Below are 22,941 nucleotides of genomic sequence, written 5' to 3' on the forward strand. Positions count from 1 at the left end.
CTATGCCGTCATCATTAATATACATTAAGCTCATTCTTATTTATGGTAGAGGAACATTTTTCAACTTCATAAAAAGCAAACAGGCAGCCGCTATGGGCTGCCTGTTGCTTATATAGAGATCATATTATGAAAAAAGCGCGATCAATGTCAGTTTCTCTCACTGACGAGGATAGATGTACGATTCTGTATCATTTCAGCGGCTTCCTCAGCAGTTTTCTCACCGTGGAAGAAAGCATCCGCTTCTTCAAAGCATATGTTTTCCACATCATAGTTCATGGAATACATCAGGGTATCACAGCTGAGGATATAGCGCTCAAGCTCATTTCGCTCATCCTGAGTCAACGGATACAAGGTCTTGTCCATTTTGGGATCTAAAGATGTGATCTCGATCTTATTGCCGTATTTGTCCCAGTCGTAGTACTTCGTAGTCTCGTCAAGATTTTTTTCAAAGTCCGATTTAAGTGCAGGATATCCGTAAGCATAGAAATTGTTTTCATTTTCATAGTCAAAGAAGGTCTTAATGAATTCCCATGCTCCCTCTTTCTTGGAACTCGATTCACAGACAGCTAACTCTCCTGATACAACAAGCTTTCCGCCCTTGCCGTCTGACGAAGGGAAGCCAACAAGGGTATATTCATCTCCGCCAAAAGTATCATACTTGGTATATGAGTTATAACCGCTGCACTCCGAAACAAGTGCCTTGTCCTGTGCTATCCATTTAGCTCTTTCATCGAAATACTTATCTATTTCTTCATCCCCCTCATCTTCATCAGGCACATCCTCCACTTCTACGAAGCGGTTACAGAATTTGAGCATTTCGATGAAATCAGGACTATCGAATCTGCATTTGCCTTTCTCGATATCTACAAGGTCACTCTGACCATTCAGAAGAGTACGCAGCATTCTTTCCTTTGTGGAGTTGTTGTAGCGCTGCTCTGCCTGAACCTTATCATACAGGTCTATCATTTCCTGTATTGTCCAGTTTTCATGATCTACGAATTTAGACTTGACTGCCAATGTTTCTATTGAGAACGAAGGAACGATACTGTAGAGATGACCGTCCTTGCTCTCCATAGCTTTAAGCAGATTAGGAACTATATTATCACGGTTTATATCGGGATCGTTAGCCATAAATGAATAAAGGTCTGTGAATAATCCCTTGCTGCCAAGAGACTTTATACTGTTATGGTCGTAACAGAGAATGAGATCGGGAGCATTTCCCGAGATTATATCCATCTGCATGAGATTGAGCATTTCATTCTGCACTTTCAGGTACTCTTCCCTGCTCTCATACTCTTTTGAGCTGTTTCCGTTCTGCTTACGGTATTTTTCACTGTAATCCACTGTCTTTATCCTGTACTTGCTCTGGCTTCTGTTGAAGCTGTTTACCATCGGACCAACGCCGCCGTACAATACACCCAGTGTGATCATCTGAGTATTATCAGCCTCCCCTGCCGGACGACGTACAAGCTTGTATATCTTACAATTCATACCACCGCCGTATTCCCAGCAGTAGTACTCGTCGTTCCCCGCGCTTACAACGTCCATTGACGAAGCGTCTGCGTCAGCCCAGTTAAGGAGCTTTTCACTTGAACCGTCAGCCTTGACGCCATAGAGATCAGCATCGGTGGATCTCAACAGGCAGTAGTCTCCAAAGCCATTGAGGAACTGATCGTATGTAGATGTATCATTGTAATCAATAGTCACCAATGGGTCTCCGTATGACCTGTTCTCCACATCAACAGGCACTATATAACGCATATTCTTATTGTAGTCACCGTTCTCATAGTAGGAATAGGACATATATACCGTGTCATCATTGCCCAGCAGATAATATACTGTTGCTTCCTCGATATCTTCTTTGAAATCAGGGAACTTTTCAAACTTGCCGTCGCTTTCGTAAACCACCTCGATACCGTTTGACAATGCAAGGAGAACAGAGCTGTCACTGACCTGTTTAAAAGAGTTTATGTAGAAATACTCTTCGTCGGTATCCCTTAGTTCCTCAAGCTCACCCATGTTTAAAAAGCTTTTCATCGAGCCGTCTGTGTTATAAAAGCATATACCGTAGGTGGTCTTCTGTTTCTCATAGAACTCATCATAGTCAAAGTCCTCATCATAATCATCAGGAAGTTCCCTTCCGCCGTTGTCGTACATGGTATACATCGCCGCAAGATAACCGCTGTGAGTTATCGAATATTCTGTATAGTAATCGTCTGCCTTTTTTACATCATCCGGAATGGTCAGCTCTATCTCTTTTACTTCAGAAAAATCACTGTTCATATAAAATATTTTGCTGTTATAACTGTCTGGTATGGTACATTCTCCTATGAAGCCTCCGTCTTTCTGATAAACAAGATTTCTTATGCCTTGAAACTCCGTAATTGTTTTATATTCCGTGAGCTTGTATGAGCCTTCAAGGAGCTCTGCGGCGTTCATGTTGTCGCTGTTTGCCGAGATAGTATCAGCAGCAAAAAGCTTTGATGCTGTTTTTGTTTTTTCTGCACAGGAGCTCATTGAAAGGCAGGCCGCTGCTGCAAAGGCTGCTGCGCGCATAAATTTGTTGTTCATTCTGATGTTCCTTTCTGTTTTTAATCTGAATTATAAGCTTATGTCACGCTCGGTATTTGTCTTTCTAATACTATAAACGACTTGACGAAATAAAATGTGACATATTATTTCTATTTTTTCATTAGCTTTTAGCTTCAATAATCAAATAGCATTATCTATGAGAAACTGTGGCATACAAAAGGCAGCTAAACAAGTGGCTGTCCAAACTTTATAATCTGTTTATTTAGTAATAGAATTTGATCTTTTTCAGAACTATCATTAATACATATCCAACGCAGTGTTAATACGTACGGTTACTTCTCTAAACAACGTTTTTTACCAGTTACTTTTCTTGGCATTCTTATTTCTCTTCGAGCATAGTAGCCGCACCTATAAATAACGGAACATTGTTCTTATCCACGATCATGTATACAAAAGATCTGTCAACTGCATCAAATCAGTTAAAAGTACAACGTGTTTACACATGGATTTTGTCATGTAAAGTCACTATAAGTCCCACAGGAAGCATGTTTCGATTTTTCGGCAGAAAATGATGGTTTTTTTCATTTTGTCCGTAACCCCTCAAAATATTATATGTATCATATTTCATGGCTGCTAAAACAAGTTTTCAACAATCTAATTATTTTTCCACAAAAAATTTCATCATAAAAAAACCTTATATATATGCGAAGGCAAAATTTGAAACCGTCAAATCCAAACTCAAACCTTGAGCTTATAATTTGCTTTCATAAATATTCGACTTGAATATTCATTCTCTTTTAATAATAATAGAGAGGAGGTCTCGATATGTACAGATTAAGGCATAACAGCATCAAGGCATCATCCATTGATAATACTAATGAGGAATTAGATGAAATGGTTTCGCTTGAACAAGTTAAAGAGATCCTTTGTGAGATTGAACCACTTAATTCTCACGATATTAATGTTGTTCTAAATAAAAATGGCCACCTTGTCATCACTGTTGATGATGTTACTTATGAAACAACATAATTATTACCTATTTTGTCTGATATATATCAAAGAACTATTACAACAAATGTTTCTCCATATTTTAGATGCATAAAACTCATTTAATTATACTTCTGCTTGTTAGTAAAAAAAAATGTCATGCACTCTTATGAATTATCAAGAAGTGCATGACAAACAAGCGAAAAGTAATTAATGAACAAAGGTATAATTATCAAAACGTACGTTATTATCATGAAGTTCGACTTGAACCGTATTGATAACAATAATACCTATACCTGTGCAGGTTGTGTAACTCAACAGCCATATTATATTAACTGATACTTTTCTTTTTCTTATGTATAATTTGTCTAATAGAGTATCACCACCTGCACCTTTCAAGCACCAAAATCCATCTCATTGGTGTGGTAATCACTTTTAATCATTAGACCATAAACGAAGCTTCCTTTATTATTCCTCATCTTATGATACCCCGCCTGCTCCAAAGCTGCATAGAAATCTTTTGTACTGTGTTTATGCTCCTTTGTATTGACACAATAATCCAAGTAAGCATCATACAGTTCGCCCGACTTTTGCTTATATGATGGATCTATTGCACACTTCTCATTAAGGAACACAGATAGCCAATCGTTCTTTTCACGGTAGGCTGCAATAGCCTCACATACAACATTCGGTGGTTTGATATTGTAGTTCTCTGCAATTGCCTTACGTGAGCCTTCAATAATCCAAGACAAAATCGCGCCTCCCGCATGCTTAGCAAGATATTCTGTATAGTTCTTGATATCACTGCTACCATCTATTGTTGCATTGAACGGAATAACTATCAGTCTGCGCCATGTTCCTAAATCATAAGCACTTACTTTCGGAAGATGATTAGTGTATAGTACCAGTGTATGACTTGGAGTAAAGCTAAATGGAGCCTTATACTTTTTCTCAGCGTAAATTGCATCAGTAGAACATAACTGCTTAATCATGCTGGAATTCAAATGCATACCTTCTTCCAGCTCCGATGCAATAACAAGACGTTTTCCTTTCAACTCTGCCATTTCCGGTTTAACATTTCGCTTACAGCCAACTGTCAATGTATCAGCAGACATATTACCCGCATAGTTTCCTAGTACACGAGCAATTGTATTCCAGAATGTTGACTTGCCATTTCTTCCGCTACCGTAAGCAATAATCATTGCTTCAAGATATACATTACCAATTGCAGCCAATCCTACAATACGCTGCACATAATTGATAAGTTCTTTGTCTCCGCAGAAGAAAACGTCAAGCGCATCATTCCATAAATTATCACCCTTAGTATCTGGCGATACCATCGTAACTTTTGTGATATAATCATTATAGTTATGTTCCTGCATACCATTCAACCCTTTTTTCAAATTATAGGTGAATGTAGGTGTATTAAGCAGAAATGGATTATTGTCCAACTCATCAGGCTGCTTTTCCATTAATGGCATTGATGCTTCCAGTATAGATTTAACCCCATTAATGTTACGACACCTCATTACAAAAGCATGGTAATCCTTGGCACTAATTAACTCCTGATAAGCCGCTGTCTTATCAATAGACATAATTGCGAGCTGATTCTTTCTGAGCATCATAGTCTCAGCACGTGTAGTTCCAAGAGTTTCCATCTTCTCAAAAGCTGCATTGATCATGATATTAGCCTCTTTGAGTTGCAAATCAGTGTGCTCCATGACCGCTTTCTTAGAACGCTGATAAGATTCTTCCCAGTTGATTCCGTTATACCTCAAAAAACCAGTTGCCTCTGTATAACAAACTTCATTGTTATACGCAGCTGTAAAAGTCCTGGCTTCACCAATATGAGAAAAGTCGTCTGGCTTTAATGAACCACCGTTGTATTTATCAGGCGGAATATAATCCGGAGAAGATGAAATCACTTTATAAAACTTACAAGCACTCTTCCAAATGTTGTCAAGTTCTTTCTGAGAAAGCGGTGGTTCACACTCCTTAGACTTTTTCAGATATTTCTGATATGTATCCTCTGTGAGACCAAATCTCTTTAGAATTATCACAGAATACCTATGTAGAGTTGTATTGCGTGTCCCTTTGGGAATTGATGACTTTGTAATTGACGACTTTGCGCTTAAAGCAAGATAGTCATCAATATTCAGCTCACCTTCATGCCATAATATTTCAGCTCCAGGTGAACCATATACAAAACGTGCCGCATCGATAGCCCCAGCATCAAAAAACGGAAATTCATTATATATCTTAGCCTTAAGGCCAGCATAAGCAACACTATCATCGAGTGGATGAATTGGAAAATACACATGAAATTTAGGACGAGCAGCTTTGCCATCCTTCTGCTTCATATGATTTCGGCTAAAAACAAGGATATATGCCACATCCGGCAGCATATTATCTATATCCACCGGAGTAATCCAGTCATCTGGATCGTCACTATTGGCATTGTCACAATCCATCATAACATTATCCGATATGACATAGTTTCCTATATTTCGATAGTTGTTTTTATACTCAGCACAGACATGATCATAGTTCTGCACCTTCGTCATATCTGCCACTGAAGCAACAACAACTTTATTCGGATATAAGCAATTATCCTCTTTATGAAGATAATCAGCATAAAAAACAGTTACATGCATAAATGCTTCCTTTCCTCCGTATAATATAACGGATAATATTCACAAGATATGAGATGTAAGGCAGCAGTATTTACCACTGCCTCACGCCACTCATATATCTTCGTACATAATTCTAATTGTACGGCAACAGGTCTCACTCTTCTAATGAGCCATTTAAGATATTTTCTCTATATGCACATGTATCACAAATGTAATATGAACCAAACAGATCACCATTGCCATTCGAAAAAGCTCTTGAAAGATCAAATTTCATCTCTTTGCCACAGTAAAAGCAATTGGTAAATACATTTTTATCAGTTAATTCAACTTCAACAGACAAACCTTCTAACCTTTCTTTAACATAAAACATAATTAACACCTCTATTCTTTTTGATAATACTCACACTCATAAGCTTCTGCCTGCAACAGCAGACCTTTTGCCCACGGTGGTGATCTTGACATCTTCTTACGTACTGTCTGCAATGATACTCTACTGTCTGCTTCAATTATTACTTCATCATGCACATGTGCGACGATAAAACAGTCTGACAACATTCTAATACTATTGCAAAGCAGATCTCGAGCTATCCCCTGCACAATGTTCTCAACAAGTTTCGAACCATAGCTCTCAATGCATTCCCATTTCTGGTTTTTGCCTGTTCCCATATACGTTACAGATTCACCGCCGAACCGGTTCTTAACTATTGCAGGTTGAGCATAAGCTAAACGCCGTTTTGAGGGTAGCTCTATAAACAGAATCCTGCTCTGGTATATAAAGCGCAAACCATGTGTTTCTGTTGTTGTCTTATACTTTATTGCGCTCTTTACCGCATCATCTACTGCCCACCACAGCGTCGTTATATACGGAGAGGATTTACGCCAGTCGTCCACGATACGCTTCAGTTCCTCGTCAGAAAGGTTCAGCTCATCTCCGCCCATAGCTTTCATAGCGCCGACAGAGCCGCCATAACCGCAGGCTAATTCCGCGATCTTGCCTTTCTGGCGCAGATGGCCGTTTATACCATGCTTTTCAACAGGAACGCCGAACATCTTCGATGCCGACGCACAGTATATGTCCTCCCCGTTTGCAAAGGCGTCCATACGCCACTGCTCCCCTGCAAGCCATGCTATAACTCTTGCCTCGATCGCGTTGAAATCAGCAACAATAAAACGATAACCTTCACGTGGAATAAACGCCGTACGTATAAGCTGCGCCAGAATATCTTGGATAGTATCATTATAAATGCACTTCAAAGCATTATAATCCCCTTTTTTGAGCAAATCACGTGCTTCCGATAGGTTCGAAATATGATTTTGCGGTAAATTATGGAATTGTAAATGTCTACTGGAAAAACGACCGCTCCTACTTGCTCCATAAAATTGAAACATCCCTCGTGCACGGCTATCAAAACAGGCAACATTTTTCATTGTTTCATATTTAGATAGGGAGCTTTTTGAAATCTGTTGATACAATAGTAATACTTTCTGTATTTCTACTGGAACAGATTTTATAAGATGCTGTACGGTACTCCTGTCGAGTAAACTGGTATTTACACCATGCTCTGAAAGCCATTGTTTCATCTGCTGCACGGATTTGGGATTTTCCAGATTTGTAAGTTGCTGTAGTTTCTCCAAAATCGATGCCCTAGCAAACTCTCCGAAACGAATTGCCTGCTCCACCATTGTTAAGTCAATCAAGATACCACGATCATTGATTTTCTCACCAAGGTGATATTCATCCCAAACAGTTTCGGGGACAGGGAAGCGTAAAAGCTTCTTATGTAAATCAATCACTAGCTCAAGCTCGCGCATTGTATGCCGCTTAAACTCTTCCCATTTTCCAGATGATTCCGCCGGATAATGTCTAACACTATTATAGTCCGGTACGCAGAAATAACGCTCAAGCGCCGATACATCATTCATTTTGCGTATTTCTAAATTCATTATCTCACATACGCTTTTGAATGAAAAAGGCAAACCATTATATGCAGCCGATATCATAATGCAGCGCCATGCTGACGGATCAAGATATCCACCACTATTATCCTCGGAAATATTGTATGATTTGAAATAATGATGATAGTTCCTGCGTAGATACTTAGACAAGCAAATCCTTACAAATGTAGCATTATAGGCATATTTCAGAATACTATTATCAGTTAAAGCTCTTAAAATGGCCTCAGGTATAATCTCACCACCAGCAACATTAACAACCTGCACTTCCCCGCCATCAATCGAATAACTTAACAATAGCAACTCAAATTCCTGCGACTCCACATATCGATAAACACCTGCATTAATTACATCAACATCAGAAAACGCCTTGATATTAATGTAAATCATTTTCATTGTATCACTTCCTTAGTTTCTCCAGATTGAACACTATAACCGTCACTCATCTTAATATGGTGTTTAAGCAAAGAAATCATCTTCCTCATCACCACTTAAGTTGGCAAAGTCATCCTTTGCACTTGACCTGTGAGTAATGCGCTCACCGTCTCTATTCTTCTGCAGATTCTGTAACTGGCAGCCAATACCGCATTTGCCTTCATGATTATAGGCATAAAAGTTTAAAGAAACTCTTCCAAAAATACCGCCATAAATCTCGCTGGCATCAATAATAGGCTTGCATTCACTATCAACTACCTCAGGCTTATAATAACTTGAGGCATTTATAAAATAACGCCCTGCATATATTGGGTCACCAGGATGTTCCCTTTCACCATCTTTCAATGGAGTTGGGATTGCTCCAAGCGAAGGAATTACACCATCATTCCCCATAAGCTTATTCTGACCTGCAAAATAGGCAGCTTCTATAGCCGCCTCAACTTTCGTAAGAGTGAATGTATCATCTTTTGAGATAAGAGCCATTAAACTATATTTAGGCTTTTCACCTTTTTTATAGCTCTTTGGTTCGAAAACATTTAAATAGCAAAAGCACACGCTCTTGCCCGTAATAATAGAAGTATTATCGTTCATTTTCATTTATATTCCTCCTGTAAATCGATAGAAATCGGGGAAATCCCCTCTGGTTTATTATGCTGCTTAGTAAGATAGCTATTGTTCAAAAAGTCCATCAAAGACTTCATATTGACAAATATTTTAACTCCGGCACGTACTGCTGAAATTGTTCCACTCTTAGCCCATTTTCGGACAGCATATGCTGAGACCCCAACCGCCTCAAAGGCTTGTTTTACGCTTAACATAAAAGGAATCTCCTGTAAACTAGAATTTTCTAACATAAAAACGCCCTCGCTTTCTATTTTTATGCAATATCATAGTGGTTAAATAATCAAGCTTCTTGTTTGAAGAGCTGATCGATTATAAGAAACATCGCAGCTTTATCGTTTGCCGGCAGTTCTTTACGCATCAAACGAGTCATTGTTGACTCTGAAATATGGAGGGCATCTGCAATCTGCCATAATCTGATGCCGTATTTACGTGCATATGTCTTCACATCACGATTTGCCATTTTTTCACCTCCTTTTACATTCTCGCCTACCTACAAAACAGCTAACTATTCCCTAAGATATAACATAGATATCAACCTCCTCATAATAGACTTGTAGCACTAAAACACTTCATCCTACGATGACGACCGCGTTCTGGATGCTACATTTCTATTAAAGGTTTACTCGACACGCCTGAAATGCCCAGATTTTATATACTTTAATGCAATTATATAGCTTATTGTGCATCGATATATAAAAAACGCACCTTATTGCAGTAATTTGCATATTTTGCGGCGCTATATGTTGGGATATTTCGTTACTATTACTCGAGATATCCATCTCGCCTCACATTTTGAAGCTTGTTCGCATATTATACATTTTTGTTCCTATCAAGTAGGAATTATCGCACTTCGACCGAGCAGGTTCATATAAGCACAATTACCAATATTACGCTCGAGTAGGAAGCGTCATTGAGCCGCCGACCTCTTACATCAACTAATGTACTTTCCGGTACACTATGTAAAATCCACCTGACATCCAACATAATATATTAGATACCTCAAATTTCGTGGAATCTGCGACTTACTTAGAATAATCTCTAATTTTAGTGGTGTAGTTGGATAGAACGAGCCGGAGACTCCATAAGAAGCTAAGATACTCTTAGAGCTTTCAAGTGCTACGAAGAATTTTCAAATAGATTGTAATGGTTATAATTTCTATGTTGAATAAAATATAGCTTTACCTTTTTTAATAAGCCGCTTGTTCTTTTATGGAAACCGCCCAATAACATACCACCCATAAATGAAGTATCCCCGAGCAGTAGCTCGGGGATTTCTTATCACTTTTTTCATCCTACTATTGCCATTTAGTTCATAGCGCTATCAGCATCATATGCACTTTCAATTTCACACGCACAGTTCTTACTACATTTGCAAGATAACAGAAAAGCCTGTATGTAGCGTTTTCTACTAAATACAGGCTTTTAATTCTGGCGGACAGAGCGTGATTCGAACATTCATCACTCTCATATGCAATTACTATTCTTTTGCAAATATACGCATAATATCACTCCACGGGAAGGTCAATGAATGTTGGCTCATGCTTAGCAGCACGAACATATTTAAGCATATCCTCTCGGAGCAGGCGTAATGTTGAAGTATTTATGCCAGGGTGTCCACAGATGTACTCATCGTTCATAAGATCATTATCAATAACGAGCTGGATATTGTTATCAGTATCAAATATCAGTTCAAGGGCCGAAACTGAGCCCGGAACTGTATGCAAGTATTCCTGCATCTTATCAGCTTCCGCAAAGGATAGACGGGCACAGTTGAGCTGAGAGGTCAGAAACTTGGTCTTGAATGGCTTGTCACCTGGCATAAGCAGCATATAGAAGCTGGTTTTCTGACGGTTGCAGAGGAAGAGATTCTTGCAGATCTTAGCCCCAAGAACAGATTCTATCAGCAGGCAGTCCTCCATAGTATCTGCATGGTCATGGTCGGCTCTCTTGTATTCAATACCAAGAGAGTCAAGCTTATCATATATAGCCATTTCAGCTTCGGAACGCTCATCTGTTGGTCGTCCGCTGTAAAGAGTGTTATCTATATTCATTTCAATGCTCCTTTCACCATTTTTCACGCATAAGGAAATCGGCTATATGCACTATCTCGATACCGTTATCGTTGCCTAAAGCGAGTGGGTCGCGGCAAACTACATATTTATGGTAGTGATCCTTTATATCCATAAGGTTAGCAGTTTCACGGTCAGAGCCGTCGGGAAGATGAACGCAGACCTGAACGTATATCCTTTCATCTCTGCGAACTGCAACAAAATCGATCTCCTTGGTATTGTTCTTTCCAATATAGACATCATACCCCCTGCGCTTCATTTCGAGGTACACTATGTTCTCAAATACAGCTGAAAGCATTTTTGTATCGAAGCCCATCTGACTGTACTTGATAGAAATATCGGAAAGATAATATTTTTCCTGAGTTTTGAGTACAGCTTTGCCCTGAAGGTCGTAGCGCTGACAGGGATAAATGATAAACGCTTCAACGAGCCATTTCAGGTAGTTGTAGATAGTTTCGACAGAAAGACTGCGATTCTCGCTTTTTAGGAACTTCACTATCGTATTAGCCGAAAAGGTCATACCAACGTTTTCAATCACATAACGAACAACTCTGTCAAAGAGTTCCTTATTGCGTATCTTGTGACGTTTAGAGATATCTCTGGTAATGACAGAAGCATATATGCCATCAACAATTTGATATGCAGACTTAGTATCAAAGTTACTGATACCAACAAGGGGGAATCCTCCATACTGTACATATTCATCGAACATATCCCTTGCCTGAGACACATCTTTATTTTTAAATATCAGGTACTCACGAAGCGAAAGCGTATAAACGGGGATAGTCACATATCTACCCGTTAGGTATGTGGATATTTCACTCGACATCAGCTTGCTGTTCGAACCGGTGACATATATATCAACGTCGCTGTTTTCAAGAAGGTCATTAATGACCTTCTCCCAGCCTTTTATTTCCTGTAATTCATCAAGGAGCAGGTAACAGCGTCCTTTATCAGAAATTACAGTTTTTATATCTGCGTACATCTCCTTAGCAGAGAAGTCCTCGTACATGATCTCGTTATATCTGCGCTCAATGATGTTTTCTTTTGAAACTCCACGCTTTGTTAGTTCATCAGCTACCATTTCAAGTATAGTGGATTTGCCGCAGCGACGTACTCCGGCGAGTATCTTTACAACAGGAGAATCTATAAATGGCTCTATTGCATTAATGTAATCAAATCTAAGAATCATAATATCAGTCGAGTAGACAGTCTCGACACTCCTTTCAAAATATTTCAAGTGAAAGGCTTGCCTACTGCCCCTCACGGAACCGTACGTGCAGTTTTCCTGCATACGGCTCTTCAAACAGTCATTGGATTCCAGTTCCAAATATCGGTAATCAAATTAGGTTCAGAAATGTAGTAGTTCCACACTCTTAGATACTTTTCGTATCTGAATTTCCCCTTTTGGTCTCTTCTGTTCAGCATTCGATAAGTTCCGCGCTTTAGATATTTCCAAAAGTTTGCCTCCAAGGCTGTGTACCGGCTGCTTGCTATGCTTTACCGGGTTCAGATTTTCACCAAACTATATTATCTGCACCGAACTGGCGCACCCTCTGTTATACTATTATACCCAAAATAGTTGTAGTAGTCAAGAGTTTTTTCTTGTATAATAGAAATACCTAATATAATTTGATGATTTTTCGGTATAAAAAAGAGTAATCCATCATATTACTGAGTCAAGTACTCATATCATTATCGAAACAGTAAAGATAATATCATTCAGCTCTGCACTGACCGTCCAACCAAGCCTGTCACATAACAGTTTCAACACGTACAGCCCGAATTTGCTACGGCTGCAATTCGTGCGTCAATATGGTAAAATGGCTCGAACACTCTGTCAATATCAAGTGAAGCACTGTCCGAAAGGGTATGATAAAGCTTACATAATTTTGTCACAAATTATTTGTGATAAAATCAACAAATACTATTGACAAATATAATCTTAGATGCTAAACTGTACTTAATTATTATAACAAACCTACAGTTCAAGAAAGTTTGAGGTGCAATTTTATGAAATGTGAGAACGGTATCTTTGAATTAGACAAAAGTGATAAAACTAAAGAACTATGGGAAAGCTCCGCAGACACTAGAAAATTATATGAAAAAGTTGGTAATTTCGAAGATATTTTTTTCGATATGATCTTTCAGCAAGGAAGTTTAACTGAAAAGATGATTAGGTGCCAAATTAATGGCATTGACAATGTAATTGATCTTCCTAATGAACTTAATTATTTTATGTATTGTATGTTTCGTTTTGCTGTTGAGCCATTAGAGGGATGTAACGGCAAGTATGATATTTGGGAGCAAAAGATGTTTATAAGTCCAGAATGTTTAGAAGAGGATAGTGTAATTCTTCATGAAATGATACATCTTCATGAAAGCGTACTAATGACATTACCAATATACTATCACGAAGCCGTTATGTATTGTTTACTAACAGACCTATCTTCAAAAATATCAAACTTAAATGATATACTCGAAATCTGCACGCATATATTTAGTTGTGAACAAATTTCTGAAGAAGGAGGCTTACATGATATGCTTTTCCTTTTAAAGAGTTTAGATATTGATTTGAGATTTGGTTGGGAATTAGGCACAACATATGGCTATGATATGATTGATAGCATAAAAAATATTTAATCAATAAACTCAATAAATAACAAGTGGCTTGACTATAACTGTCAGCCGCTTTTATTTTATCTGTAACCTGATTCAAGGCGGTGGTTATCAGATACCGTCGTGATACGTGACGTTAAATAATATCATTCAAGAAAAATAAAAGGGGTAGTAAATGCTGCTCCCTTTATTCTGTCTTGTTCTTAGTAACATTTAAGTACTCGCTACTAAGCTGTTACTCTAAAATTGAAAAATCATGACCTAGATATTTATCAGAATAATGTTAGGACAGATAAGTTCAAAGGCAGAAAAAACACTTGATACATAAAACAGAATACTTATTTACAAAAAATATGTTTTTGACTAATTATTATTGCCCGAATAAACAACCCAATTATACAGCATTAACAAAAAAAACCTTAAATTTTCAGCTAGTAAAAATACACAAAATACATTGAATTCTAATGTGAACTACGCTATAATAAGTTTATCATTAAATACAGAGAGGGGTATTTTTATGAAATATTTTAAAAAATTAGGAGGACTGGCTTCTGCTTTGCTTCTGGTAACAGCACTCCCGTGTGCAACCGCTCCTGCAACAGCAGCACAGAATGCGGACGGATTGTGCATAAACGAGGTCTGTACTCAAAACAAGAACAGCTTCACCGACAGTCTCGGAAGAGCCTCAGACTGGATAGAGCTTTTTAACGGTAGCAATTCTGACATTGATCTGACCGGATTTGGATTTTCAGATAGTGTAGATACGCCGATGAAATATGTCTTTCCATCAGGAACTGTGATAAAAAAAGGTGCTCATCTGCTTATTGTTGCAAATAAAAATGCAGATGGTATGACTGAACTGAATACCGGCTTCGGACTCAGCAAGTCAGGTGAAACACTTATGCTTTCAGCTCCTGATGGAAACATGGTTCAAAAGCTTGATGTGCCAGCTCTTGCATAGGATGAAACATATGGATGTTCACCCGATGGAAGTGAAAGCTATTCGGTTATGGCTCCGACTCCTGCCTCCGCTAATAGCTCTTCGCCTGCTGAACCTGTTTTTTCACTGGAATCGGGCTTTTACAGTGTAAACGATGTAAAGGAACTATCTATAACTTCGTCTGATGCAGTATACTACACTCTTGACGGCTCAGATCCTACGACTTCTTCTACTGCAAAGCTGTACAGTGGTACGATACCTATGTACGACAGGAGTGCTGAGGATAACGTGTACAGCAAATATCAGCATGAGGAAAACAGTCCATATTCTGTGACACTGAAGCAAAGATATGACGCCAATCCCGAGAAGTTCGACAAGGCAACAATAGTAAGAGCAGTCTCAAAGTCGGCTGACGGTACTTTCAGCCGCGTTACGACAAAAACGTACTTTGTCATGAGTGATGAAAAGCTGGCATACTACTCAAATATTCCTGTAGTGTCCCTGGTTACAGATCCCGACAACCTTTTCGACAAAGATAAAGGTATCTATATTGCAGGTCAGCAGTACCTCGACTGGAAAAACAGTTCTAAGTACGATTCACGAAAAAGCGAATGGGATACGGATAATGTTGCGAATTTCTTTTCAAAGGGAAAAGGATGGGAGCGAGAAGCTGATATTACATATTTTAAAAACGGAGATCTTGGCTTCACACAGAAAATGGGCATACGCATAAAAGGAGCTTCTACCAGGAATAGTCAGACCAAGAGCTTCAATGTTTATACAAGGAGCGAATACGGTGATTCAAAGCTTGACTACAAACTGATAGATGATAATTATTCAGTCATAGACGGCAAAACTGTAAAGAGATATGATTCATTCAGTCTCAGAGCTGTTGCATGGGTGGACAGAATGAGAGAACGTGTGGTACATTCATCTCTCCGCGATATTCCTACACTTGCCACCTATGACAGCGACAGGTGTATGCTGTTCATTGACGGCGAACTATGGGGAATGTACGAGATAACTGAAAGAGCTTCTGATTATTACATACAGTCTAATTACGGTATACCTGCCGAAAATGTTGTTATGATAAAAAACGGAGAGGTCGAAGAAGGCACAGAAAGCGACCTTGAGGAGCTCGAAACCATCGAAGAGTTCTGCAAGACCCATGACCTTTCCGCTGCCGACAACTATAACTACGTAATATCCAAAATAGACGCTGAAAGCTTTATTGACTGCTACTGTGCAGGTCTGTATCTCGGTACATGGGACTGGCCGAATTACAACTATCTCATGTGGAGAAACCGCGGTGAAGTAATAGAAGGCAATCCCTACAGCGACGGGAAATGGCGTTTCGGCTCATTTGACTTTGATTATTCTGTAGGACTTACCTATCAAAGCTTCGGAGGAGTTGAGGGCTATCAATATGACAGCTTCCGCAAAATGGATAACGCAAAAAAGGATATGCCGACCTCCATATTCATTGCTATGCTGGCTAATCCTGAGTTCAAACAACAGTTTGCAGACAGATTCTATTCCTATGCGTATTCTGTATTTGAACCCTCAAAAATGATCGCAGAGCTTAACGACGAGGAAGACAGATATATGGACTATATGACCTTGACAGCATGGCGCTGGAACAGCGGCAGACCACGCTCGGACTACAACAGCTATCTTTCTGAGCAGAAAAGCTACTATCACAATGAAATGGAGAAAATGCGTACTTTCTTCAACAAACGAGCAGAGTATGCTATTGAGGATATGCAGAATTATCTTGGTGTCTCAAAGAACAGCGCAACTATTACCGTTACAAAACAAGGAATGGGAGAGCTCTCCGTTGAAAATGCGGATACTGCTTTTTCGGGCAATGTCTGGACGGGTTCCTTTGAGAGCGGGAAAAAGGTAACTATCACAGCAAAGCCTGCCGATGGATATGTTTTTTCAGGCTGGTCTGGAAATGTAAGCTCTGATTCCGCAACAATAACAGTTACCGCTGACAAGGCAGTCTCACTGATCTGTACATTCAAAAAAACAGAGTATGAACAGGGAGATATAAACATGGACGGAACAATAAATGCAGCAGATCTGGTTCTTATGAGCAAATATCTCCTCGGAACCGAAGACTTCACCAAGGAGCAATTCAGATTATCTGATATGAACAATGACAAAACAGCTGATATATTCGATCTTGTACGTTTGCGCAAGGAGTTGCTGAAATAGTATTTTCATAACAAGGGGGAATAATAATGATCATCGACATTTCACAGGAGATCTTTTCATCCAAGGTTTATCCGGAAGATCCGTGTCCTCATATGGTACGGCATCTCAGCATTGAAAAAGGCGACTTATGTAATCTTACGGAGTTTTCAATGTGTGCACACAACGGAACTCACGTCGATGCGCCGTACCATTTTATAAATGGCGGAAAAACTATTGACGAAGCAGGACTTGAGCCTTTTGTGGGAGACTGCTTTGTAGCATATCACAACGGCGATGTTACAGCAAGTGACGCATCTATGATACTTGAAAAAGCTGAAACATCAGGTGCTTCACAGCGTATACTAATTGCAGGAAAAGCAACAGTAACTGCAGAGGCGGCACAAGTATTTGCTGACAAAGGGATACTTCTGCTCGGTAACGAAAGCCAGACTGTCGGGCCTGAAAATTATCCAAAAGAAGTTCATCTTATTCTTCTTGGTGCAGAAGTGGTACTTCTTGAAGGAATTGTTCTGAAAAATGTTGATGAGGGGCGTTATTTTCTGAATGCTGCTCCCCTTAATCTAGGCGGCTGCGATGGAGCACCTTGCAGAGCATATCTTATTAAGTAAAAAACGGAGGAAATACAAATGGAATTTAAGGAAGTAGTAAAAAATCGTTATTCATGCAAAAAATACAGTGATAAACAAGTTGAAAGTGAGAAGCTTACAGCAATTCTCGAGGCAGGACGTCTTGCTCCTACAGCTAAAAATCTGCAGGAGCAGCATATATACGTGGCTCAATCCGCTGATAACCTTGCAAAAATAGACGAGCTGACACCATGCCGTTATGGTGCCCCAACAGTACTTGTTGTTGCATTTAATAAGAACGAGGTATTTACATATCCTGGCGGAAAGCGTGATTCAGGTGTGGAAGATGCAACGATCGTTGCAACGCATCTCATGCTTGCAGCTGCAAACGAGGGCGTAGACAGCTGCTGGCTGAATTACTTTGATCCCGATAAGATGGCAAAAGCTCTCGGGTTGCCTGATAATGAAGAAGTTCTGATGCTTCTTGATCTCGGATATGCTGCCGACGGAGCTGGTCCCCTGCCCAACCATGACAGCAGAAAGCCAATTGCTGATACAGTTACCTATCTGTGATAACGGGAGATATGACATTATGAAGATAATTAACATTTTCAATGGACCTCAGAATGCTTCAGTAATAGTACAAGGCTGTATGAGAATGCCTGCGCTTACAAAGGAAGAGGCAGCAAAGTCGATTCGTACCGCATACGATGCAGGCGTGAACTTCTTCGACCATGCTACCTGTTACGGAAACGGTGAAGCTGAGGTGCGTTTCGCTGAAGCACTTCCGCTTACGGGAATAAAACGCGAGGATATATTCATCCAGAGCAAGTGCGGCATTTATCCCGAAAAAGAAGAATTTGACTGGACAAAAGAGAGTATTCTTGCAAGTGTTGACGGTATTCTCAGCAGACTGCATATTAACTACCTTGATACCCTGCTGCTGCACCGCCCCGATCTCCTTTTTGATCCCGAAGAAGTTGCAGAAGCCTTCGACTGCCTTGAAAAAGCAGGAAAGGTTCGTTGGTTCGGTGTAAGCAACCTTATGCCTATGCAGACAGAACTTCTGAATAAATATGTACGTCAACCTCTTGTTATCAATCAGCTCCAGTTATCCTTGGAACAGTCACAACTCATCGACCAGGCATTGTATCTTAACAACAAAACTACGGATATGTCGGTGAACCGTGACGGAAGTGTACTTGATTACTGTCGTCTGCATGATATCACTGTACAGGCATGGTCTCCGCTTCAGATTGGAATGTTCGGCGGAACATTTATAGATAATTCAGATTATCCCGAGCTTAACAAGGTACTTTCTGAAATAGCAGAGCGCGAAAACGTATCAAAGGCAGCTGTTGCTGTTACGTGGATACTTCGACACCCTGCAAAAATGCAAACAGTGATAGGCACTATGAATCCTGTGCATATCAGTGAGATCTGTGAGGCTGCAAATGTAAAGCTGTCTCATAATGACTGGTACAGGCTTTATCTTGCGTCAGGAAAGTTTCTTCCATAATTTGCGTTAAATATTTTTGTAGTATAACAAAACAGAATATCCTTTGCATATATTAGTGTAAAGTCGATAGAAGAATTTCTGAAGGAATTATATACTTGATTTATACGCTTAAATATAAAAAGGCTCTGTGTTAAGTAAGTGTCAAAACTTTCTTAAACACAGAGCCTCGTCTTATCTCCGGTCGTAAATATATTATTTAGAAGAATAGCTCTCAGGAAGCGTGTTCAACAGGAGCTGTTGCAGGCGCAGTCGTAGTTATACCTCATGGACCTATCTTTTCAGCAAGAGTTATAATGTCATTGTAGAATGACTTAGGCTGATAGTTGCTGAACGGAAGTGCTGAACCGCGGTGGTATCCCATGCTACTCTCGTCGCATGTTCCCGAGAGAGTCACGCAGGAGATGTTCTCAGCATGCTTCATAGCTGCCGTAAAGATCTGAGGATAAAGCTTACCGTTAGTACCTGTGCTGTTGGTGATATCCAGCTCGGTTATCTGAATGTCAAGTCCCAGTGACTCAAACTGCTCTATAGCTGCTTCAAACTCACTTGCCGAAGGATAGCTTGAATCAAGGTGAGCCTGCATTCCGATACCGTCGATGTAGTCTCCCTCCTTCATGATCGTCTTGGCCATATTTATAAGATCATCTGTCTTAGCGCTCATATACTCGTTATAGTCGTTGAGGTAAAGCTTACAATCTGCGGGAGCATACCGCCTTGCATACTTGAATGCATTTACAACAAACTCTGAGTTACCTTCGCCATACACTTTTACCCACCTGGAGTTGCTTGCAGGTCTCATTCCACCGCCGTCGTTAACGAAGAGCTCGTTGCAGACGTCATAAGAATGGAGCTTGAGATTAGGATAATTGGTCTTGATCTGTGAGAATGTATTCTTTATCATGCTCTCAAGACGCTTGTCCATACGCTCTTTGGAAACAAATTCGTCATTGTCCGTGAACAGTGACTGCGGTGTCATGCTGTAATATACAAACGTATTTCCACGAACACCGATGCCGTTCTGCTCTGCGAACTTGAGTATTGCGCTTGCATTATTAAGGCTTATTTCTACTTCATCACCGTTTACGCCTGCAACGATAGAATCAGGCAGCATTTCGTGTTCACAGGTGATAGAGTTATAATTTTTCTTTATGAACTCCTGAGCCTGTGCCTTGCCGATTTCGTATCTGCCTACAAAAGTACCGAGACGGAAGTACGGTCCCATGTAATCCTTGAAGCCGTCGCCGCCCTTTTCGTATCTATAGTCAAGGTTCTGGTGAGCTCTTAAGTTAATATAACTGGTTGTTGTAGTAATCTCTGTATTAGTTGTGGTTGTTGTATCCTTAGTAGTAGTTGCAGTCTGAACTGTATTAATGCTTGATGAATAGCTCTCGGGAAGAGACTTGATAAGACCTAATAGGTACTTCTGGATAGCAGCTGCATCATTTGTTGTTATACCGCCGCCTGCTTCATAAACGTCTGCATTGTATCTTCCCTTATCTGAGAGCTGATATTTGTTTGGGTTAGCAAGAGACTGCATTATAATTACAGCATCACCCATATCAATACCGTCGTCGCAGTTAGCGTCTCCCCACTTCTCAACCTTTGAATCAAGAAGTTCTTTAAGCTCCAAAGGAACTGTTGCTGTTGCAGCAGGAGCTGTTGTTGTAGTGGTAGTTGTCGTGGTAGTTGAAGTTGCAGTAGTTGTATTTGCAGTCGCAGTTACAGGAGGAGCTATATTGTCAGCAAGAGCTATAATGTCATTGTAGAATGGTTTAGGCTGATAGTTGCTGAACGGAAGCTGTGACCTCCTCTCGTCATATCTCCAGAGGCTCTCGTCTGTTGTTCTCGAGAGGGTTACGCAGGAGATGTTCTTAGCGTGCTTCATAGCTACCGCAAAGATCTGAGGATAAAGCTTGTCATACGAACCTGTGCTGTTGGTGATATCCAGCTCGGTTATCTGAATGTCAAGTCCCAGTGACTCAAACTGCTCTATAGCTGCTTCAAACTCACTTGCCGAAGGATAGCTTGAATCAAGGTGAGCCTGCATTCCGATACCGTCGATGTAGTCCCCTTCCTTCATGATCGTCTTTGCCATAGTTATAAGGTCATCCGTCTTTGCACTCATATACTCGTTATAGTCGCTTAGGTAAAGCTTACAATCCTTAGGAGCATACTGTCTTGCATACTTGAATGCATTTACAACGAACTCTGTGTTTCCTTCACCGTATACTTTTGCCCAGTTAGAGTTGCTTGAAGGTCTCATTTCGCCGCCGTCGTTAACGAAGAGCTCGTTGCAGACGTCATAGGAATGGAGCTGTAAGTCAGGATAATCGGACTTTATCTGAGCGAAAGTGTTCTTTATCATGCTCTCAAGACGCTTGTTCATACGATCCTTGGAAACATATTCGTAATTGTCTTTAAAGAGGTAATTAGGTGTCTGGCCGTACCATACGAAGGTGTGTCCGCGAACACCGATACCGTTCTCCTCTGCGAACTTAAGGATATTATTTGCGCCGTAAAGGCTGATCTCTACTTCATCACCGTTTACGCTCTTAACGATAGAATCAGGCTTCATTTCGTTCATACAGGTGATCGAGTTATAATTTTTCTTGATGAACTCCTGAGCCACTGAGTTGTTAATTTCATTGCCCTGTACAGCAACCCCGAGGCGGAAGTACGGTCCCATGTAATCCTTGAATCCGTCGCCGCCCTTTTCGTACGTATAGTCAAGGTTCCTGCGGACTGGTACGCACTCAATGCAGCCTGCGTCCTCATAATTTGTGTCGTTTTCACCGTCTCCATTAACTCCGCCAAAGTCGTCTGAGTCAAATCCGTCTTGCTGATCCCCGTTGACATTATTGTCTTCAGGCTTAGGCCCGAAAACTGTGTCAAAAGAAATTCTCTTAACGTTAGCAGAACCTTCTGATTTGTAACCCTCAATGTTAAGGGAGACTTCATATAGTGTACCTGACATATCAAGACCAGCCTTTGACCATGCATCGAAATGCTTTGATACACTGACAGTCCCCGTCATATAGTTTGTGTTATTGTTCCTTGAACCGCTTGTCTGGCGTACGCTCCAGTACTGAGGGAACGTTGACGTACCGTCTAAATCAGGCTGGTTGTAGCGAATCGTCTTATAAATATCGTATGTATTTCCGTTAAGCTTTACAGTCCCCTTTTTTTCAGCACCGTCTCCCGGTGGACGCCAATCGCCCCAGCCTTCAACTATGTAGTATTGTACAGTAGGATTCCTTGTCCAGCCATATACACACATATACGAATCGCCTCTTGGTGCGTATTCAACGTCGTATGAAAGTGTGATACCACCTAAATCCTTGTAATTTTTCTTCTGGCTGTCAAAGTTCTTACCCATACGAGCAAGGAAGTTATCAATATTACTCCATGAGCAAGAAAAAGAGCCTGCGCCCGGTGTCATTGAAACCTGACCCTTACCGTCCTGATTCCACATTTCGTAATCGTATCCGCCTATGTTTCCGCGCATCTGTTGATCAGCAGCCTTAACAACTGTAGCCGCAGGCATACTTGCCGCAATCACTATTGCAGATATTGTACAGCTGAATACTCTTTTAATGCTTTTAAAATTCAATTAAATCACCCCTCATTACATATTTTTCATTTTTGTCTTATGTTTTTTTCTTCCTCTTCTAATTGATGCGGGATAAAATATCCCACAAATGCCGTTCTATATTACTCATAATATACAATATTTGCAAAGATTTGTAAAGACAATACGGTAAAATAAGCAATTAATGTTCAAAAAACAGCAAAAAACGGCTATTCCTTTATTTTAACATCTCCCATTTGCTTTTCAATCGAACCG

General features: G+C 40.1%; 17 protein-coding genes. 7 read left to right on the forward strand and 10 right to left on the reverse strand.

The genetic code is table 11. From position 1 onward, the window contains the following. Positions 1 to 147 precede the first annotated feature (147 nt). Positions 148 to 2,571, reverse strand: coding sequence for an extracellular solute-binding protein (locus tag N774_RS0104325; protein ID WP_024860058.1), 2,424 nt, complete (start codon positions 2,569 to 2,571; stop codon positions 148 to 150). A gap of 786 nt (positions 2,572 to 3,357) precedes the next feature. Between N774_RS0104325 and N774_RS0104330 the strand changes: the two genes are divergently transcribed. Beyond that, positions 3,358 to 3,561: a hypothetical protein gene (locus tag N774_RS0104330; protein ID WP_024860059.1), complete on the forward strand. Its 204-nt coding sequence runs from the start codon at positions 3,358 to 3,360 to the stop codon at positions 3,559 to 3,561. Between the two features lie 353 nt (positions 3,562 to 3,914). Here the strand turns inward: N774_RS0104330 and N774_RS0104335 are convergent, their stop codons facing one another. The 8 genes from N774_RS0104335 to N774_RS0104370 all read right to left on the reverse strand — a co-directional run bounded on the left by N774_RS0104335 (position 3,915) and on the right by N774_RS0104370 (position 12,425). Next, complete coding sequence (locus N774_RS0104335) at positions 3,915 to 6,173, reverse strand: phage/plasmid primase, P4 family (protein ID WP_024860060.1); 2,259 nt, start codon at positions 6,171 to 6,173, stop codon at positions 3,915 to 3,917. A gap of 133 nt (positions 6,174 to 6,306) precedes the next feature. Beyond that, the gene (locus tag N774_RS0104340; RefSeq protein WP_024860061.1) at positions 6,307 to 6,522 is read right to left on the reverse strand and encodes a hypothetical protein; all 216 of its coding nucleotides are present in this window, start codon (positions 6,520 to 6,522) and stop codon (positions 6,307 to 6,309) included. An 11-nt stretch (positions 6,523 to 6,533) separates the two neighbouring features. Continuing rightward, complete coding sequence (locus tag N774_RS0104345) at positions 6,534 to 8,501, reverse strand: DNA polymerase (RefSeq protein WP_024860062.1); 1,968 nt, start codon at positions 8,499 to 8,501, stop codon at positions 6,534 to 6,536. 63 nt (positions 8,502 to 8,564) lie between these two features. Further along, on the reverse strand, positions 8,565 to 9,137 hold the full coding sequence (locus tag N774_RS0104350; protein WP_024860063.1) for an ssDNA-binding protein: 573 nt from the start codon (positions 9,135 to 9,137) through the stop codon (positions 8,565 to 8,567). Then, a complete protein-coding gene (locus N774_RS0104355) occupies positions 9,134 to 9,394 on the reverse strand; it encodes a helix-turn-helix domain-containing protein (RefSeq protein ID WP_155250347.1) in 261 nt (86 codons plus the stop codon). The genes N774_RS0104350 and N774_RS0104355 overlap by 4 nt, the downstream gene beginning before the upstream one ends. 50 nt (positions 9,395 to 9,444) lie before the next feature. Next, positions 9,445 to 9,624, reverse strand: coding sequence for a hypothetical protein (locus N774_RS0104360; protein ID WP_024860065.1), 180 nt, complete (start codon positions 9,622 to 9,624; stop codon positions 9,445 to 9,447). Positions 9,625 to 10,669: 1,045 nt separating this feature from the next. After that, positions 10,670 to 11,215 (reverse strand): prolyl-tRNA synthetase associated domain-containing protein, encoded by a 546-nt coding sequence (locus N774_RS0104365; protein WP_024860066.1) that lies wholly within the window; start codon positions 11,213 to 11,215, stop codon positions 10,670 to 10,672. A 13-nt stretch (positions 11,216 to 11,228) separates the two neighbouring features. Next, the gene (locus N774_RS0104370) at positions 11,229 to 12,425 is read right to left on the reverse strand and encodes an ATP-binding protein (RefSeq protein WP_024860067.1); all 1,197 of its coding nucleotides are present in this window, start codon (positions 12,423 to 12,425) and stop codon (positions 11,229 to 11,231) included. Between the two features lie 821 nt (positions 12,426 to 13,246). Here N774_RS0104370 and N774_RS0104375 point away from each other — a divergent pair. The 6 genes from N774_RS0104375 to N774_RS0104395 all read left to right on the forward strand — a co-directional run bounded on the left by N774_RS0104375 (position 13,247) and on the right by N774_RS0104395 (position 19,097). Beyond that, positions 13,247 to 13,876 carry a hypothetical protein gene (locus N774_RS0104375; protein WP_024860068.1) on the forward strand — a complete coding sequence of 210 codons (630 nt, stop codon included), beginning with the start codon at positions 13,247 to 13,249 and terminating at the stop codon, positions 13,874 to 13,876. Between the two features lie 442 nt (positions 13,877 to 14,318). After that, positions 14,319 to 14,813 carry a lamin tail domain-containing protein gene (locus N774_RS19740; protein WP_242836552.1) on the forward strand — a complete coding sequence of 165 codons (495 nt, stop codon included), beginning with the start codon at positions 14,319 to 14,321 and terminating at the stop codon, positions 14,811 to 14,813. Between the two features lie 48 nt (positions 14,814 to 14,861). Next, on the forward strand, positions 14,862 to 17,012 hold the full coding sequence (locus tag N774_RS16805) for a CotH kinase family protein (protein WP_242836553.1): 2,151 nt from the start codon (positions 14,862 to 14,864) through the stop codon (positions 17,010 to 17,012). 26 nt (positions 17,013 to 17,038) lie between these two features. Further along, on the forward strand, positions 17,039 to 17,620 hold the full coding sequence (locus N774_RS0104385; protein WP_080770424.1) for a cyclase family protein: 582 nt from the start codon (positions 17,039 to 17,041) through the stop codon (positions 17,618 to 17,620). A gap of 18 nt (positions 17,621 to 17,638) precedes the next feature. Beyond that, complete coding sequence (locus N774_RS0104390; protein ID WP_024860070.1) at positions 17,639 to 18,151, forward strand: nitroreductase family protein; 513 nt, start codon at positions 17,639 to 17,641, stop codon at positions 18,149 to 18,151. A gap of 19 nt (positions 18,152 to 18,170) precedes the next feature. Further along, positions 18,171 to 19,097 carry an aldo/keto reductase gene (locus N774_RS0104395; protein WP_024860071.1) on the forward strand — a complete coding sequence of 309 codons (927 nt, stop codon included), beginning with the start codon at positions 18,171 to 18,173 and terminating at the stop codon, positions 19,095 to 19,097. A gap of 262 nt (positions 19,098 to 19,359) precedes the next feature. Here N774_RS0104395 and N774_RS17995 read toward each other — a convergent pair whose 3' ends face one another. After that, positions 19,360 to 22,707 carry an endo-1,4-beta-xylanase gene (locus N774_RS17995; protein WP_024860072.1) on the reverse strand — a complete coding sequence of 1,116 codons (3,348 nt, stop codon included), beginning with the start codon at positions 22,705 to 22,707 and terminating at the stop codon, positions 19,360 to 19,362. Between the last annotated feature and the right edge of the window lie 234 nt (positions 22,708 to 22,941).

This window comes from Ruminococcus flavefaciens AE3010, assembly GCF_000526795.1.
Taxonomy (GTDB): domain Bacteria; phylum Bacillota; class Clostridia; order Oscillospirales; family Ruminococcaceae; genus Ruminococcus; species Ruminococcus flavefaciens_D.

What these genes read in the sequence shown, in the direction of transcription:
- N774_RS0104370 (WP_024860067.1), bottom strand. Translation starts at nt 12,425, where the DNA reads ATGATTCTTAGATTTGATTACATTAATGCAATAGAGCCATTTATAGAT.
- N774_RS0104345 (WP_024860062.1), bottom strand. Translation starts at nt 8,501, where the DNA reads ATGAAAATGATTTACATTAATATCAAGGCGTTTTCTGATGTTGATGTA.
- N774_RS0104375 (WP_024860068.1), top strand. Translation starts at nt 13,247, where the DNA reads ATGAAATGTGAGAACGGTATCTTTGAATTAGACAAAAGTGATAAAACT.
- N774_RS0104340 (WP_024860061.1), bottom strand. Translation starts at nt 6,522, where the DNA reads ATGTTTTATGTTAAAGAAAGGTTAGAAGGTTTGTCTGTTGAAGTTGAA.
- N774_RS0104355 (WP_155250347.1), bottom strand. Translation starts at nt 9,394, where the DNA reads ATGTTAGAAAATTCTAGTTTACAGGAGATTCCTTTTATGTTAAGCGTA.
- N774_RS0104330 (WP_024860059.1), top strand. Translation starts at nt 3,358, where the DNA reads ATGTACAGATTAAGGCATAACAGCATCAAGGCATCATCCATTGATAAT.
- N774_RS0104385 (WP_080770424.1), top strand. Translation starts at nt 17,039, where the DNA reads ATGATCATCGACATTTCACAGGAGATCTTTTCATCCAAGGTTTATCCG.
- N774_RS0104395 (WP_024860071.1), top strand. Translation starts at nt 18,171, where the DNA reads ATGAAGATAATTAACATTTTCAATGGACCTCAGAATGCTTCAGTAATA.
- N774_RS0104335 (WP_024860060.1), bottom strand. Translation starts at nt 6,173, where the DNA reads ATGCATGTAACTGTTTTTTATGCTGATTATCTTCATAAAGAGGATAAT.
- N774_RS0104325 (WP_024860058.1), bottom strand. Translation starts at nt 2,571, where the DNA reads ATGAACAACAAATTTATGCGCGCAGCAGCCTTTGCAGCAGCGGCCTGC.
- N774_RS0104365 (WP_024860066.1), bottom strand. Translation starts at nt 11,215, where the DNA reads ATGAATATAGATAACACTCTTTACAGCGGACGACCAACAGATGAGCGT.
- N774_RS0104350 (WP_024860063.1), bottom strand. Translation starts at nt 9,137, where the DNA reads ATGAAAATGAACGATAATACTTCTATTATTACGGGCAAGAGCGTGTGC.
- N774_RS16805 (WP_242836553.1), top strand. Translation starts at nt 14,862, where the DNA reads ATGGCTCCGACTCCTGCCTCCGCTAATAGCTCTTCGCCTGCTGAACCT.
- N774_RS0104360 (WP_024860065.1), bottom strand. Translation starts at nt 9,624, where the DNA reads ATGGCAAATCGTGATGTGAAGACATATGCACGTAAATACGGCATCAGA.
- N774_RS0104390 (WP_024860070.1), top strand. Translation starts at nt 17,639, where the DNA reads ATGGAATTTAAGGAAGTAGTAAAAAATCGTTATTCATGCAAAAAATAC.